General features: G+C 67.8%; 9 protein-coding genes. 6 read left to right on the top strand and 3 right to left on the bottom strand.

Going from position 1 to position 16,501, the window contains the following annotated elements; translation table 11 throughout:
• Positions 1 to 197: 197 nt before the first annotated feature.
• The 5 genes from AC1DIX_RS12960 to AC1DIX_RS12980 all read left to right on the top strand — a co-directional run bounded on the left by AC1DIX_RS12960 (position 198) and on the right by AC1DIX_RS12980 (position 12,567).
• Complete coding sequence (locus AC1DIX_RS12960; protein ID WP_477324748.1) at positions 198 to 3,527, top strand: TIM-barrel domain-containing protein; 3,330 nt, start codon at positions 198 to 200, stop codon at positions 3,525 to 3,527.
• A 77-nt stretch (positions 3,528 to 3,604) separates the two neighbouring features.
• Positions 3,605 to 6,649, top strand: coding sequence for a TonB-dependent receptor (locus AC1DIX_RS12965; protein ID WP_477324750.1), 3,045 nt, complete (start codon positions 3,605 to 3,607; stop codon positions 6,647 to 6,649).
• A 17-nt stretch (positions 6,650 to 6,666) separates the two neighbouring features.
• Positions 6,667 to 8,028, top strand: a complete 1,362-nt coding sequence (locus AC1DIX_RS12970) for a Gfo/Idh/MocA family protein (protein ID WP_477324752.1) — start codon at positions 6,667 to 6,669, stop codon at positions 8,026 to 8,028.
• 4 nt (positions 8,029 to 8,032) lie between these two features.
• Positions 8,033 to 9,529 carry a hypothetical protein gene (locus AC1DIX_RS12975; protein ID WP_477324754.1) on the top strand — a complete coding sequence of 499 codons (1,497 nt, stop codon included), beginning with the start codon at positions 8,033 to 8,035 and terminating at the stop codon, positions 9,527 to 9,529.
• Positions 9,530 to 9,561: 32 nt separating this feature from the next.
• Complete coding sequence (locus tag AC1DIX_RS12980; RefSeq protein ID WP_477324756.1) at positions 9,562 to 12,567, top strand: TonB-dependent receptor plug domain-containing protein; 3,006 nt, start codon at positions 9,562 to 9,564, stop codon at positions 12,565 to 12,567.
• Here AC1DIX_RS12980 and panB read toward each other — a convergent pair.
• Positions 12,552 to 13,394 carry a 3-methyl-2-oxobutanoate hydroxymethyltransferase gene (gene panB, locus AC1DIX_RS12985; RefSeq protein WP_477324758.1) on the bottom strand — a complete coding sequence of 281 codons (843 nt, stop codon included), beginning with the start codon at positions 13,392 to 13,394 and terminating at the stop codon, positions 12,552 to 12,554. The two genes, AC1DIX_RS12980 and panB, sit on opposite strands and share 16 nt — an antisense overlap.
• Positions 13,395 to 13,481: 87 nt before the next feature.
• On the opposite strand from panB, the gene AC1DIX_RS12990 reads away from it, so the two are divergent.
• Positions 13,482 to 14,282 carry an AraC family transcriptional regulator gene (locus tag AC1DIX_RS12990; RefSeq protein WP_477324760.1) on the top strand — a complete coding sequence of 267 codons (801 nt, stop codon included), beginning with the start codon at positions 13,482 to 13,484 and terminating at the stop codon, positions 14,280 to 14,282.
• Here the strand turns inward: AC1DIX_RS12990 and AC1DIX_RS12995 are convergent.
• The gene (locus AC1DIX_RS12995) at positions 14,263 to 14,922 is read right to left on the bottom strand and encodes a choice-of-anchor J domain-containing protein (RefSeq protein WP_477324762.1); all 660 of its coding nucleotides are present in this window, start codon (positions 14,920 to 14,922) and stop codon (positions 14,263 to 14,265) included. The genes AC1DIX_RS12990 and AC1DIX_RS12995 overlap by 20 nt on opposite strands.
• A gap of 23 nt (positions 14,923 to 14,945) precedes the next feature.
• Positions 14,946 to 16,226 carry a DUF3472 domain-containing protein gene (locus tag AC1DIX_RS13000; RefSeq protein ID WP_477324764.1) on the bottom strand — a complete coding sequence of 427 codons (1,281 nt, stop codon included), beginning with the start codon at positions 16,224 to 16,226 and terminating at the stop codon, positions 14,946 to 14,948.
• Positions 16,227 to 16,501: the final 275 nt, after the last annotated feature.

Genomic DNA, 16,501 nt, shown 5'->3' on the forward strand with positions numbered 1-16,501 from the left:
GCCACAATCGGAAGCGAATGATGTGGCAAATTACCAACTAAACGAAAACAAAATTACGAAATTTGGGTTAAACGAAAGGTTTGAGCGCCATTTTCATGCACTTTTGCGGCGTTTTTCCGTGTTTTTCGCGGTTTTTGTTGACCTTGTTTATTTTTGTTTCTACATTATGCGAAACAAAACGTAATTTCGAGACACATATGAACAAGACCCCCTTCCGTTTTCGTTTCCTCGCCGGCTGCGTCCTCGCCGCCTGCGCCACCCTTGCCATGCCGGCGCAGGCGGCCCCCCTGGGCCAGCTGCGCAGCGTCAAGGCCGGCGCCGACGGCCGCTCCTGGGACCTGCGTACCGATACCGGCGCCCATATACAGGTGAGCCTGGCGCGCGCCGACGTCGTGCGCATCTGGGCGGGTCCGGGCGATGCCCTGGCCGGCCCCGGCGACAAGGCCGCGACCATCGTGGTCGGCACCCCGGCCGCCGAGGTCGCGCACACGGTCGAGGAAACGCCTTCTTCCATGACGATCCGCACCGCCGCGCTGGCGCTGCGCATCGACCGCAAGCCGCTGCGCTTCACGCTCTACCGCGCCGGCGAAGAGACGCCGCTGTGGCGCGAGCTGCAGCCGCTGGACATCGGCGCCAAGCAGGCGGTGCAGGTGCTGTCCAGCGACGCCGGCGAACACTTCTTCGGCGGCGGCCAGCAGAACGGACGCTATGAATTCAAGGGCCGCGAACTGGCGGTGTCCTACTCGGGCGGTTGGGAAGAGGGCGACCGCCCGAATCCCGCGCCCTTCCTGCTCAGCTCGAAGGGCTGGGGCGTGCTGCGCAATACCTGGAGCGACGGCAGCTACGACCTGCGCAACCCGGAGCAGGCGGTGCTCCAGCACGCCGAGGGCCGCTTCGACGCCTATTACTTCGTCGGCAAGGACCTGCGCGGCGCGCTCGGCCTGTACACGGAATGGACCGGCCGCGCGCGCCTGCTGCCGCGCTGGGCGCTGGAATACGGCGACGCCGACTGCTACAACGACGGCGACAACGTCAAGAAGCCGGGCACGGTGCCGCAGGGCTGGAGCGACGGCCCGACCGGCAAGACCCCGGACGTGATCGGCAGCGTGGCCAAGCGCTACCGCGAGCACGACATGCCGGGCGGCTGGATCCTGCCGAACGACGGCTACGGCTGCGGCTATACCTCGCTGCCCGAGACCGTGCGCGGCCTGGCCGGCTACGGTTTCCGCACCGGCCTGTGGACCGAGAACGGCGTCGACAAGATCGCCTGGGAAGTCGGCCAGGCCGGCACCCGCGTGCAGAAGCTGGATGTCGCCTGGACCGGCAAGGGCTACCAGTTCTCGCTGGACGCCAACAAGGCCGCCTACGACGGCATCATGAACAATTCCGACAGCCGCCCCTTCATCTGGACCGTGATGGGCTGGGCCGGCACCCAGCGCTATGCCGTCGCCTGGACCGGCGACCAGAGCGCGAGCTGGGACTACATCCGCTGGCACGTGCCGACCCTGATCGGCTCCGGCCTGTCCGGCCAGGCCTATGCCAGCGGCGACGTCGACGCGATCTTCGGCGGCAGCCCGGAAACCTATACCCGCGACCTGCAGTGGAAGAGCTTCACGCCGGTGCTGATGGGGATGTCGGGCTGGTCGGCCGCGGAGCGCAAGCATCCATGGTGGTTCGACCAACCCTATCGCGACATCAACCGCCGCTACCTGAAGCTCAAGCTGCGCCTGACTCCTTACATGTACACCCTGGCGCGCGAGGCCGAGGACAGCGGCGCGCCGCTGGTGCGCGGCCTGATGTGGGACTATCCGCAGGACCCGGCCGCCCTGAGCGAACGCTATAAATACCAGTTCCTGCTGGGCCGCGACATGCTGGTGGCGCCGGTCTACCGCAGCCAGGCCGCCAGCGGCGGCTGGCGCAAGGGCATCCACCTGCCGCAGGGCACGTGGTACGACTACTGGGACGGCCGCCAGGCCACCGCCGGCGCCGCCGGGCGCGACCTCGACATGCAGGTTACCCTCGACAAGCTGCCGGTGTTCGTGCGCGCCGGCGCCATCCTGCCGATGTATCCGGAAACGCTATACGACGGCCAGAAGCCGAAGGACCGCGTCACCTTCGACGTCTACCCGGCGGCCGACGGCGAGTCCGCGTTCGACCTGTACGAGGACGACGGCAATACCCGCCGCTACCGCGACGGCGAATCCAGCCGCCAGCGCATCCGCATGCATGCCAATGGCGCCGACCTGCAGCTCGAAGCCGGCGCGGTCGACGGCAGCTATGCCGGCCAGGAAGCGCGCCGCGGCTACGGCCTGCGGATGCTGGCCGCGCACGCCCCTGCCGCGGTGCTGGCGGGCGGCCGCGCGCTGCCGGCCCTGCAGAGCGCCGCTGTGCTGGAGAGCAGCGCCGAAGGCTGGTATTTCGACGCCGCCGACCGGCACGGTACCCTGCACGTGAAAACCGCGGCCCAGGACATCCGCCAGCCGCTGGTGCTGGACGTGCGCGGCGTGCTGGCCGCCCGCACCGACGATGCCTTCCCGGCCGCACCGGACACCGGCCGCGCGATTCCGGCCGATGCGATCACGGTGATCAACCGTCCGGCCGAGGAACCGGGCCAGAACATCGAGYGCGCCTTCGACGGCAAGCCCGATACCTGGTTCCGCACGGTGCGCAGCCAGGCGGTGCGCAGCGGTCCGCACGAATGGGTGCTGGGCTTCGGCGAGCGCCGCCTGATCGACGGCATCGAGCTCGCCCCGCGCAACGACAAGCACTGGAAGAGCGGCCAGGTGCGCGACTACGAGGTCTATGTCGGCGACACCAACGGCGACTGGGGCAGCCCGGTGGCGCGCGGCCGCCTCAAGCTGGCCGAAGGCATGCAGACGATTTCCTTCCCGGCCAGCGCCGGCCGCCTGCTGCGCTTCCGCGTGCTGAGCGTGCAGAACCCGGACGGCGACGGCGCCAGCGCGCTGGATCCGATGGTGACTGCCGCCAGCGGTGCGGTTCCGGCCCGCGCCTACGACGCCGCGCTGCCGGCCGACGTGCCGCCGATCACGCTGTCCGAGTTCCACGTGCTCGAACACCGCGTGGCCGAGCGTCCGGAAATCCAGCGCTACCTGTCCGAGCTGCCGCTGCCGAAAACGGTGGCGCGCGACCGGCCGGCAAGCAAGGCGCCTGAGATGCGCATGAACGGCCTGCGCTTCCGCAAGGGCCTGGGCGTCGGCCCGAGCAGCCGCATCGACCTCGCCCTGGGCGGCGACTGGAACCTGCTGCGCGCCGACCTCGGCATCGACGACAGCTGCCGCAGCGCCGGCGGGCTGCAGTTCCAGGTCTGGAGCGGCAGCAAGCTGCTCTACGACAGCGGCCTGGTCAAGGCCCCGGGCGTGGTCAAGCCCGAAATCGACATCCGCGGCCTGCGTGAGCTGAGCCTGCGGACCCTCGGCGCGCAGGGCCAGAGTCCGGGCCAGGTGTGCGCCAACTGGGCCAACGCCCAGCTGACGGGCAGCGAAGGCGCCACCGTCACCCCACGCTGATTCACTCCACAACACGAAACGCAGGCCCCTGTCCCGAACAGGGAGGGGAGCCTGCATCCTTCACCAAGGAGATGTGCATGAAAACCAAGCGTCTTACCCTGCGCAACGACGCCATCCGGCACGCTGCCGCCATCCTGATCGCGCTCGCCGCCGCCGGCGGCGGCGGCCAGGCCTGGGCCCAGTCGAACGCCACCACCACCATCTTCGGCGAAGTGCGCACGCCCGCCGGCGCCACGGTGGTCATCGAGAACCTCGCCACCGGCGCCCAGCGCAGCCTGACCCCGGACGCGGCGGGACGCTACGTGGCGACCTCGATGCCGCCGGGCCGCTATGCGGTCAAGGTGCTGCGCGGCGGCGCGGTGGAGGCGACCCGCGAAGTCGAGGCGCTGGTCGGCTCCGGCGTGGAAGCGAGCTTCGGCGCCGGCGGCGGCGGCACCCAGACCGTGGTGGTGAGCGCGGCGCGCCAGGTGATCGACGTCTCGAATACCAATAACGGCGTGGTGTTCACGGCGCGCGAACTGCGCTCGCTGCCGGTGGCGAACGACATTGCCTCGGTGGTGCAGCTGACCCCGGGCGCGAATCGCGGCACCAACAGCCAGTACGGCAACGCGCCCTCGATCTCGGGCTCCGGCCAGTCCGAGAACGCCTTCTACGTCAACGGCTTCCCGGTGACGAACATCCTGACCCAGGTGGGCGCCTCCGAGCTGCCCTTCGGCGCGATCGCCAACATGCAGGTGCTGTCGGGCGGCTACGGCGCCGAGTTCGGGCGCTCGACCGGCGGCGTGATCAACGTGACGACCCGCAGCGGCGGCAACAAGTTCGAGTTCGGCGGCAAGCTGCAATTCCTGCCGGGCCGCCTGCGCGGCGCGCCGGAAAACATCTACTGGCCGAACACCGGGGCCCATCCGGACACCGACGGCAAGCTGCTGTACTGGAACCGCGACAACACGACCAGCAGCCGCGTGGCCGGCCTGTACGGCAGCGGTCCGATCCTGCGCAACAAGCTGTTCGCCTTCGTCGCCCTGGAGCGCACCGTCAGCAACAGCGAGGCGGTGGCCGCCTCCACCGATTCCAGCGCCGCCGCCAAGGCGACCAACGGCTGGAGCAGCGCGCACACCGTCACCGACCGCTACCTGGCCAAGCTGGATTGGAACATCAGCGACGACCACCGCATCGAATTCACCCGCCTGTTCGACCGCACCACCGGCAACAGCCAATACTCCGGCTTCGACTACAACAGCTTCAAGCGCGGCACCACCGTCACCGTGGTCAACCCGGAGACCATCAACTGCTGTGGCGGCGGTTCCGCCCCGGGCGCCGATGCCGCCATCCTCAAGTACACCGGCTACCTGAGCGACAACCTGACCGCGACCGCGCTGTACGGCGACACCCGCTCGATCCACCAGCGGATCCCGGTCGGCTACGATCCGACCCTGGCCCAGACCTCGTCGAGCATCACGACCCAGGTGCCGGGCCTGGTCTACAACAACCCGCAGAAGGTGACCGGCAGCCTGCCCGATCCGGCCTCGGAAGACAGCCAGAAAGGCCTGCGCCTGGACCTCGAGTACAAGCTCGGCGCCCACGCGCTGCGCGGCGGTATCGACCGCATCAAGGTCGATTCGCTGGTCGGCACGGTGCTGGCCGGCGGCTACCGCTGGACCTACCGCAAGACCACCAACCCGACCCGCCTGCTGAACGGCGCCTTCGAGACCACCGACCAGGGCGGCGGCTACGGCCCGCAGGGCTATTACGTCAGCAAGGACCTCGACACCAACCTGGCGCGTCCGACCAGCGTGCAATCGGCCCAGTACCTGCAGGACCACTGGCAGGTGACGGAGCGCGTGCTGCTCGACCTCGGCCTGCGCCGCGAGCAGTTCACCAACTACACGACCAGCGGCGAAGCCTTCATCTCCCAGCGCAACATGATCGCGCCGCGCTTCGGCGCCACCTGGGACGTGATGGGCGACAGCTCGCTGCGCGTGTTCGCCAACGCCGGCCGCTACCAYCTGCCGGTGCCGTCCAACCTGTCCAGCAACATGGCGGCGCCGCTGCTGCGCACCAGCCAGTACTACACCTATACCGGCGTCGACCCGGTCACCGGCGCGCCGACTGGCCTGCATGCGATCAGCGATCCGTATTCGGCCAACAATGCCTACGGCAAGGGCCGCGATGCGCGCGAGGTGACGGCGATCGGCCTCAAGCCGCTGTCCCAGGACGAGGTCTCGCTGGGCTTCGAGCGCGCCTTCGGCCGCCGCCTGGTGGCCGGCGCCAGCGTCCTGTACCGCCGCCTGAACGACACCAACGACGACACCTGCGACCAGCGTCCGATCGATGCCTGGGCCTCGCGCAACGGTGTCGATACCAGCAACTGGGGCGGCTTCCAGTGCGCGATCATGAATCCGGGCCGCGACAACGACCTGTACATCGACTTCGCCGACGGCAAGGGCCTGCGCCGGGTCGACATCAGCGCGGCGGAGTGGGGCAATCCGCTGCCGAAGCGCACCTACAAGGCGCTGACCATGTTCGTCGAGCACCCGTTCGCCGACGGCTGGTACGGCAAGCTGACCTACACGCTCTCAAGCCTGAAGGGCAATATGGAAGGCCAGACCGACACCATCGGCGGCGGCGACGTGGCGCTGACCGTCAGCGACGACCACAAGGAGCTGATGTACAACGCCTACGGCTACCTGCCGGGCGACCACCGCCACCAGATCAAGGCCTACGGCTTCGTGCAGGCGACCCCGCAGCTGACCCTGGGCGGCAACCTGGCCCTGATCTCGGGCTCGCCGCGCAACTGCATCGGCGAACTGCCGGCCAACCTGCACTTCGACGACGACTACGGCGCCGCTTATTTCTTCTGCGAAGGCAAGCCGTCGCCGCGCGGCAGCCGCGGACGCACGCCGTGGCAGATGCAGCTCGACCTGAACGCGGCCTGGAACCCGGTCTTCGCCAGGGGCCTGAGCCTGAAGCTGGACGTGTTCAACGTCCTCAACCGCCAGACCGTCACCCGCTACAACGAGACCCGCGAGGACGGCAGCGGCGACATCTCGCGCAGCTACCTGCAGGTGGCCAGCCGCACCGCGCCGCGCTCGGTCCGCGTGAGTGCCGAATACAACTTTTGAGAATGGAGACAGACAAAATGATGAATCGACGCGATTTCCTGCTGAAGACCGCCCAGGCCGGCGGTGCCGCCCTGGCCGCCGGCCTGGCCGGCCCGGTCTTCGGCGCCACCCGAGAACGCCTGCGCCTCGGCATGATCGGCACCGGCATGCGCGGCCAGGTACTGCTGCGCGAACTGCTGCGCCGCGACGACGTCGAGGTCGCCGCCCTGTGCGACATCGAGCCGGTGATGCTGGGCCAGGCCCTGGCCCAGGTGGAAAAGGCCGGCAAGCCGCGTCCGCGCACCTACGGCGAAGACGGCGACCTGTTCGCCTACCGCCGCCTGCTGGATTCGAAGCAGGTCGACGGCGTGATCATCGCCACGCCCTGGGAATGGCATGCGCCGATGGCGATCGACGCCATGCGCGCCAAGGTGCCGGTGGGCTGCGAAGTGGTGGCCGGCGTCACCCTGCGCGACCACTGGGACGTGCTGGACACCCAGCTCAAGACCGGCACGCCGTACATGCTGCTGGAGAACGTGTGCTTCCGGCGCGACGTGATGGCGGTGCTGCAGATGGTGCGCGCCGGCGTGTTCGGCGAACTCGAACACCTGCAGGGCGGCTACCAGCACGACCTGCGCGCCGTGAAACTGAACGGCGGCGATGCGGCCCACGTGGTCGGCGGCGGGGTCGAGTTCGGCGACAAGGGCTGGTCCGAGGCGCGCTGGCGCACCCTGCACTCGGTGCGCCGCAACGGCGACCTGTATCCGAGCCACGGAATCGGCCCCTGCGCGATGTACACCAACATCAACCGCGGCAACCGCTTCACCCGCATCAACAGCTTCGCCACCAAGGCGCGCGGCCTGCACGACTACATCGAGCGCCAGTCGCCCGGCCATCCGAACACCAAGCTCAAGTTCAGCCTGGGCGACGTGGTGACCACCACGCTGTCCACCGAGAACGGCGAAACCATCCTGCTGCAGCACGACACCTCGCTGCCGCGCCCGTATTCGCTGGGCTTCCGCGTGCAGGGCAGCAAAGGCCTGTGGATGGACCTGAACCAGGGCGTGCACGTGGAAGGCGTGAGCAAGCCGCACAGCTGGGATGCCTTCCAGGCCTGGCAGGACAAGTACGACCATCCGCTGTGGCGCCGCTATGGCGAACGCGCGGCCGGCGCCGGCCATGGCGGCATGGACTTCTTCGTGATCCACGCCTTCGTCGAAGCGCTGAAGGCGGATGCGCCGATGCCGATCGATATCTACGACGCCGTCACCTGGAGCGCGATCACGCCGCTGTCCGAGCAGTCGGTGGCGCAGGGCTTCCAGACACTGGACTTCCCCGACTTCACGCGCGGCGCCTGGCGCGACCGCAAGCCGATCTTCGCATTCGACGACCGCTACTGATCCCATGCTCGACCGACGCAGCTTCATCCAGGGCATGGCCGCCATGGCGCTGCCGCTGGCTTCCAGCGCCGCTTCTGCCGCCGGCACGGCGGCCGGTGCGCGCATCGCCATCCCGGCGCGCGCCACCGGCAACACGGTTGCGCAGACCATCGTCGGCCTCAGCTACGAGACCGACAACCTGCGCGACCCGCGCTTCTTCGCGGCCGCCAACACCGGTCTGGTCGACGCCTTCCGGCGCCTGAATCCGCACGGCGTGCTGCGCCTGGGCGGGAACACCAGCGACCTGGCGAAACCGGCGGGCTTCGACGGCCCGCTGCCGGTGCTGCACCCGCTGTACCGCGACCGCGAACGGGTGCAGCCCTATTACGACGTGAATCTTGACGCGATCGATGCGCTGGCCGGCTTCCTCGACGCTACCGGCTGGAAAGTCGTGTTCGGCCTGAACATGCGGGCCGGCAGCGTGGACCTGGTCGAGCGCCATGCCCGCATGGTGCGCAGCCGGCTGGGCCCGCGCCTGCTGGCGCTCCAGGTCGGCAACGAGGCGAACAACTACTTCAAGCGCTACGAGGAGTACAAGGCGGCCTGGGACCGCCTGGCCGCGCCGCTCGGCCGTGAAGGCATCGCGGGACCGGACAGCGGCGCCAACACCGACTGGGTGCAGCGCTTCGGGAACGAGGTGCCGGAGTCCGTACTGCTCAGCCGCCATTACTACCGCGAGGCGGCCGAGCGCGGATCGCTGGCCGACATCCTGCTGCACGACAGCGATGTCGACCGCGAGATCGCCGCGCTGGCCCGGGCGGCGCGCAACCACCCGCAGGGTTTCTGGCTGACCGAGACCAATTCCTATTACCGCGGCGGGCGCGACGGCGTCAGCAACGCCTTCGCCTCGGCGCTGTGGGGACTGGACTTCACGCTGTCGGCGGCGTTCAACGGCGCCACCGGGATCTGCTTCCAGGGCGGGCCGCGGCGCAGCATCGAGAGCTCGCTGGAAGGCCACGACACCCGCGGCCGCGGGATCGACAAGCGCGGCGAAGACGTCCTGGCGCGCATCGAGGCGGCGGCATCGAACTACTCGCCGATCGGCGGCGACCTCGAGACCGGCTTCGCGCCGCGCCCGCTGTACTACGGCCTGCTTTGTGCCCAGCTGCTGGCCGGCGGCCGCTTCTACGAACTCGAACGCGCCGACCCGCTGCCGGGCCTGCGCGTGTACGCGACCGCGCACGGGGATGGCGTGCGCATCGTCGCCATCAATACGAGTGCCACCGAATCGCGGCTGCTCAGCCTCACGGGATTGCCGAAGGGCGCCCGCGTACGCGCCGCGCCGCTGCGGGCGCCAGGCCTGGAGGCGCGCTACGCGCTGGCCTTCGGCGAAGGCGAGGGCGCCCTGGCGCCGGGCGCCGGCTGGACCCTGCGCTACCGGAACATGCCGCCGGTGGCGCGGGACGGCGGGCTCCAACTCGCGCTGCCGGCCGGATCGGCGCTGCTGCTGCACACAAGCTGACACACAAGATCAATAAACACAGGAGGAGAAAAATGAAGCTGAAAACATTATTGGCCGCCCTGGCGGCCGCTGGACTGGCGTCGAGCGCCGTCGCTGCCGGCCAGGCGGAAGACCAGGCGGTCAAGGCGGACAAGCCGGCGAAGTCCGACGACACGCGCCAGGAAGGGAAGATGGCGCGGGTCGAAGTGACCGGTTCGAGCCTGAAGCGCATCAACGCCGAAACCGCCTCGCCGGTGCAGGTGATCGACGCCAAGGAGATCGAGAACATGGGCGCCCGCACGCTGCTGCAGGTGCTCGACAACCTGCCGGCCGCGCGTCCGGCCCAGCAAGACTTCCGCTCGATGTTCACCGGCTCCGACGGCGGCTCGCAGGCCAACCTGCGCGGCCTCGGCGCCCAGGGCACGCTGGTGCTGCTGAACGGCCGCCGCCTGTCCTTCTACGGTGCGCCGGCCGGCTTCCAGACCATGTTCGTGAACATCGACGCGATTCCCGCCGCGGCGATCGAACGCATGGAAGTGCTGACCGACGGTGCTTCGGCGGTGTACGGTTCGGATGCGGTGGCCGGCGTGATCAACGTGATCACCAAGAAGAACTACCAGGGCCTCGAAGTCCGCGGCAGCAACGATTCCTCGTCGCGGGTTTCGTCCTATGGCGAGCGCCAGGGCAGCATCCTGTTCGGCAAGGGCGACCTGGGCAACGACGGCTACAACGTCTACGGCTCGCTGAACCTCTACCAGCGCGACCGCATCGCCCTGGCCGACACCTACGACAAGCGCCCCGAGTACTTCTACGTCAACAACCCGAACTTCATCCCGAACTTCCGCATCGGTACCGGCAGCGAGCCGGGCACGATGAACCCCGGTACCTTCTTCGTGTTCGACCCTTTGAAGAACAATGCCCGCACCCAACGCGCGGTGAACGGCTGCCCGTCCTCGATCGTCGAAGCATCGGGCACCCGCTGCATCTGGAACAACCTGCCATATGCGCTGGACACCGGCCCGTTGTCCAAGCGCGCCACAGGCTACCTGGCCGGCCGCCTGCGCATCAGCGACAGCCTGGAAGGCTTCGCCGAAGGCGCCTACACCCATATCCGCATGCGCGGCGAGAACGGCCCGCGCACCTTCAACAGCGGCAGCACCAGCAACTGGTTCGCGCGCAATACCGGCACCACGCTGAACACCTTCGTCAATCCCTACCTGGGACCGAACAACGTCTACCTGAAGGGCAGGCTGGATCCGGACATGGCCGCCAAGATGGGCGGCGCCGCCGGCCTGAACTACATCCTGCAGGATGCGCCCGGCCACTTCGGCCAGACGAATATCGACGACAGCTACCGCGCGCTGGCCGGCCTGCGCGGCACCGTGTTCGGCGACTGGGACTTCGAGACCGCGCTGGCGGTCGCCGGCAGCCACTCGACCCTGTACCAGACCACCAACATCAACACCAAGGGCTTCGAGAAGGCCTTCGGCCCGACCACCATCGATCCGGTCACCAAGCGTCCCTACATCGCCGACAATCCGGCCTACAAGTTCGGCGAGATCAGCGAAGCCAATGCGGCCCTGCTGCGCGAAGCCTTCCCGACCTTCGACATCCAGTCCTGGACCCGTTTGATTACCTGGGACGCCAAGATCGAGGGTACGATCGCGAAGATCGGCGAGCGCGAGGTGCGCGCCGCCGTCGGCACCAGCCTGATGCGCGAGAGCTTCGAGACCCCGGGCAATCCGGATGCCGTCAACGGCCTGATCACCCAGCAGGGCGGTTCCTGGTTCGACGGCAAGCGCACCATCGGCGCCGTGTTCGGCGAAGTGGTGGTGCCGCTGACCGACAAGCTGGAACTGAACGCGGCGGCGCGCCTGGACAAGTACCCGCACTTTGCCGCCAACCTGGCGCCGAAGATCGGCGTGCAGTGGCGCGCCCGTCCCGAGCTGCTGGTGCGCGGCACCTATTCGGAAGGCTTCCGCGCGCCCAACCTGGCGGAATCGGGCGAGGGCGGCGTGTTCGCCCAGGTCGGCGGCATCCGCGACACCGTGCGCTGCGACGAGACCAATGCGATGGCGCGCCTGCTGATGAAATCGGTGACGCCGACCGACGTCGATCTCGGCAAGACTCTGCTGAACTCGAACTGCTCGACCACGGTGGGCGGCCTGACGCCGCCGAATCCGAACCTGCAGCCGGAGAAGGCCAAGATCGGTACCTTGGGCGTGGTGCTGCAGCCGGCCCGCGACGTCAGCATCTCGATCGACTACTGGATCGTCAACCGCCGCAACGAGATCGTGCGCCAGGACTTCAACCAGCTGTTCACCGACCTGGTCGACCAGTACGGCCCGGCGCTGCAAGGCACCAGCCAGGCGATCCGCAACGATCTCACCGACGCCGACCGCGCCAACATGGCGGCGGTACGCGGCATGTGCGCCAACGCGGCGAATGCGGCGGCCTGCGCCGGCGGCGTGCCGGGCTACTCGGTGGGCAACCTGGGCGGCCTGATCAACTCCTACCTGAACCGCGGCCGCACGCTGGTGGACGGCTTCGACATCGATGCGCGCACCCGCTTCTCGCTGGGCGCCTGGGGCAAGCTGAACACGGGCGTGGCGGCGACCATCCGCCGCCGCGAGACCTATAACTACGACGACGGCAGCGGCTTCTCGGGCAACTACGTCGGCTACTACGATTCGCCGCGCCTGCGTGCGACCGTCAACGCCGACTGGAGCTACCGCAACTTCGTGACCAGCCTGTTCGTCAACTTCACCGGCCGCACCAAGTGGGCCTACGGTCCCTACGACACCGACAACGCGCCGGAGAAGTGCACCTCGGGTGGGATTGCGCTGCCGGAGAGCTCCTGCGACGGCGCGCCCTCGTACACCACGGTCAACCTGGGCTTCAACTGGAAGCCGGTGAAGAACCTGGAGGTGGGGCTGAACGTCAAGAACCTGCTGGACAAGCGCCCATACTACGATCCGAACGGCTGGGAAGGCTATAACCACAGCCAGAACCTGTTCGGCCGCCAGTTCTCGGTGTCGGCCGCTTACAAGTTCTTCTGAGCCGGGGCGCCGGCCGCCGCGAAGCAGTGATCGAGGCTGGGGAAAGTACCGTCGCGGACTTCGTCGCGGTACTTTCCGAAGGCCTCCCGCATATTGTCGGCCAGCGCGGCATACTGCTTGACGAAGCGCGGCCGGTAGTCGGAGAACAGGCCGAGCATGTCTTCGGTGACCAGTACCTGGCCGTCGCAGCTGGGTGAGGCGCCGATGCCGAGGGTCGGGATCGCCACCGCCCCGGTGACGGTGCGCGCCGCCGCCTCGCTGGTGCCTTCGATCAGCAGGCAGAAGGCGCCTTGCCGCTCCAGGCCGCGCGCCAGCCGCACCAGCGCGTCGATCTCTTCCGGCGTGCGGGCCTGGTAGCGAAAGCCGCCCATCGCCTGCACGTGCTGGGGCAGCAGGCCGATGTGCGGCATCACCGGAATCCCGCGCCGTACCAGGAAATCCACGGTCTCGAGAAGCTCTTCGCCGCCCTCCATCTTGACCGCCTGGGCGCCGGTGTCGGCCAGCACCCGGGCTGCGTTCCGGTAGGCCTGCCGCGGCGATTCCTGATAGGTGGCGAAGGGCATGTCGACCACCACGCAGGCGCGCGCGGCACCGCGTACCACCGCCTTGCCGTGGGCTATCATCATGTCGAGGCCGACCTGCAGGGTCGACTCCATCCCGTAGGCCACCATGCCGGTCGAGTCGCCGACCACGATCAGGTCGACATAATCATCCATCAGCTTCGCCATCAAACTCGTGTAGGCAGTCAGGGAGACGATGCGTCCAGGTCCCTTCATGGCGCGGATCTGCGGCACGGTGATGCGGCGGAGGGTAGTGTGAGTGCTCATCGAATGGTCTCCTGTTGGAACAAGCAGCCGCCATTCTAGGCAGCGGCGCCTTGACAGGATTTCGACAGGCGGACAAGAATTGTCGCAATGCTGACAACCCTCGATTTCGACCCCGACCCGCGCCGCGTCCCCTCCATTGCGGAGCCGGTGACGGTCAACCTGCGCCGCCCCGCGCCCGGCCTGCGGGTGCCGAAGCACCGCCACGCCTGGGCGCAGATCGCCTATCCCTTCCGGGGCAGCATCCAGGTGGAAGCGCAGGAGATGATGTGGATCGTGCCGCCGTTGCGCGCGGTGTGGATTCCACCGGACGTCGAGCACGAGGTGACCATGCTGGGCGAGGTCGAGCTGCGCACCATCTACGTGGCGCCGGAGGCGGCGCCGCGCGCCATCGACGCCTGCGCGGTGATCGAGATTTCGGCGCTCACGCGGGCGTTGTTCGAAGCCTTGCTGGCGGCGGATCCTGTCAATGACGGGCGGCGGCACCTGCTGACAGAGCTGCTGCTGGTGGAAGTGGGAAGGGCGCCGGCATTGTCGCTCGGCCTGCGCATGCCGCGCGACCGTCGCCTGCAGGCCTTATGCCAGGCGCTGGCCGCCGATCCGGCCTCGCACCGGACCCTGGAAGACTGGGCCGGACAGGTGGGCGCCAGCGCCCGCACGCTGGCGCGCCTGTTCCGCGACGAGATGAACCTCGGCTTCGGCGCCTGGCGCCAGCAACTGCGGCTGGAACGCTCGATCGAACTGATGGTCCGCGGCCTGCCGCTGGGCGAAGTCGCCGCGCGCATGGGCTATGAAAGCCAGAGCGCGTTCTCGGCGATGTTCCGGCGGGCGCTGGGCATCGCGCCCAGCCGTTTCATCGACGACGCTGCCGTCAGCGGGCCGCGCGCCTGATCCCGCGGCGGCTGGCGCCGAGGCCGGCCAGTCCGAGTCCCAGCAGCGCCAGGCTGGCCGGTTCCGGCAGCAGCAGCGAGAGCGTGTCGATGCCGATGTAGTTGGCCGTGTCCGCCGGACCGGTGTAGCGGATCGCGAAGCGGCCGACGCTGCCCGGCGTGCCGGTGCCGGCGAAGTCCAGGCTGACGCGGGTCCAGTCGCCGGTCGGCGCGGCGTCCAGGCTGCCGAGGACGAAATCGGCGGCGCCGGTGCCGCCCGTGCTCAGGCCGTACTGGAACAGGTCGGTGTAGCCCTGGTCCGCCGCCGCCCGCACATAGAAGGAGATGGTGCCGCCGGCGCTGGTCGAGAACTCCGGGCTGATCAGCCAGTCGTCGATGCCGCCGCTGGCGGCCGCGCTCTGGTAGTTGGCGCCGAGGTAGGCGCCCGGTGCGCCGTCCTGGGCGCCGAAGACGCGGCTGTTCCCTTGGAAGAAGCCGTTGCTGCCGACTGGTGCGCTGGCATTGCGCAGGATGAAGCCCCTGGCGGCCAGGCTGGCGATGTCGTCGAAGCCTTCGATGATGTTGGCCTGGGCGGTGCCGGCAAAACCAAGGGAGGCGAGAAGGGCGGCAAGGAGAACTGTACGCGGCGATCGTTTGAACATGATGGACTCCTGATGGTTTGCGCTCACTGCAGCGGCAGGGCGTTGAGGTCGACGGCGGGCGGGGTGCCGGTGGCCGGGCGGGTGAAGTTCTGGTTGATCGGCACATAGTTGCTGAAGAAGCCGCCGTTGCGCAGGTAGAAGCTGCTGCCGCGCCGGCCGCCGGCATAGTCCATGCGCTGGGCGTTGGCCGCGGTGGCGTCGCCGGTGAAGCGGGCGGTGGTGATTTCGGTCCAGCTGCCGGTGTTCGAGCGCGCCCACTGGTTGCCGTAGTCGGCCGAGCGCTCCATATAGCCGTTGGTGTCGATGAAGTTCTCGAGGAAGGAGTAGACGCCGGTCAGGTAGCTGGAGGTTCCCGGCCGCTTCCAGGTGGCGATGTACTTCCAGGCGCCGGTTTCCGGAGCGAAGAACCAGGCCGAGTAATCGGTGCCGCCGGCGCCGTCGGGCCGGGCGCGGGTGATGAAGCGATAGGTATTCCCGGCGATCCAGTTGAAGCGCAGGTAGGACTGGCCGCCGGTGCCTTCGCCGCCGAAGCCGTTGTCGACCACGCCGGCGCCCTTGCCGACAAGAGTGGTCCTGGCGCCGTTGTCGGCATCCCAGACCGAGAACAGCATCCAGCGCTCGCTCGGCGACTTCACCTGCATGCCGAAGTAGCCGCCGGTGAAGCCGTTGGCCATGAAGTAGGAGCCGATCTTGTCCTGCCCCTGCGGGACCGTGACCTCGTTGTAGAAGTACTCGGTCTGCGCCGGGACCGTGAAGCCGAGGTGCACCGAAGGACCGCGCCGCGACCAGTAGTAGTTGGCCGGATCGTTCGCGTAGTTCAGCGTCGCCTCGGTCGACACGCCGATCGAGGACACGTCGCCGAAATAGCCGCCATCCTTGCTCACGCCCTGCAGGTCCACCTTCACGTAACCGGCGGGGACGATCACGGTGCCGACCGGGTAATTTTTGGTGACGTTGCCCGTCAAGGTGACGTCGAAGGGCGTGCCGTTGATGCTGACGCGGACGGTGCTGCGCGTGCTGCCGGCCAGGCGCGCATTGAGCGACACCGTCACCGCCGCCGGACAGTTGCGCGAACAGTTGGGGGATGCGGCCACGCGGAAGTACGTGCTGGTGACGGTGCCGGCGCTGGTCCAGTTGCCGAGTCCATTGCTGGTAATGACTTCGGCGGCGTTCGGCGCCGCGCTGGTGACGAAGGCGTTGCCGGCGAGGGCGACCACGGCGTCGGTGGCCGCCGCCGGCAGAGGCGCCAGGGCCACGGCGGCGGCGAAGGCGGCAGCATTCAAATACTTGATCCTGCGTTCCATTGCATCTCCTTATGTGATTGTCATAAAACGAAAGATATTAATTAATATTCTTTCTTTTTTATTACGATTGCCTAGGTAATTTACGAATAAAAGAAAGTATCGTCAACAAAAACATAATTTTCATGCCGATAATCAGATAAAAAACCAAATATATGTTTCGTTTATGGCTGAGATGGATTTTTGGCTTTCGTTTTGCCGGAATGGTTTGGTGCGCTCCGATTCTCCGGTGACGTGTAATCTGACCCTGTCTACATCGGTGCAAGCGGTAGATCATC

It is taken from the genome of Massilia sp. 05N420 (assembly GCF_056397205.1).

Coding starts and splice junctions, on each gene's coding strand:
- AC1DIX_RS12995 (WP_477324762.1), bottom strand. CDS start 14,922: ATGTTCAAACGATCGCCGCGTACAGTTCTCCTTGCCGCCCTTCTCGCC.
- panB (WP_477324758.1), bottom strand. CDS start 13,394: ATGAGCACTCACACTACCCTCCGCCGCATCACCGTGCCGCAGATCCGC.
- AC1DIX_RS12975 (WP_477324754.1), top strand. CDS start 8,033: ATGCTCGACCGACGCAGCTTCATCCAGGGCATGGCCGCCATGGCGCTG.
- AC1DIX_RS13000 (WP_477324764.1), bottom strand. CDS start 16,226: ATGGAACGCAGGATCAAGTATTTGAATGCTGCCGCCTTCGCCGCCGCC.
- AC1DIX_RS12970 (WP_477324752.1), top strand. CDS start 6,667: ATGATGAATCGACGCGATTTCCTGCTGAAGACCGCCCAGGCCGGCGGT.
- AC1DIX_RS12980 (WP_477324756.1), top strand. CDS start 9,562: ATGAAGCTGAAAACATTATTGGCCGCCCTGGCGGCCGCTGGACTGGCG.
- AC1DIX_RS12990 (WP_477324760.1), top strand. CDS start 13,482: ATGCTGACAACCCTCGATTTCGACCCCGACCCGCGCCGCGTCCCCTCC.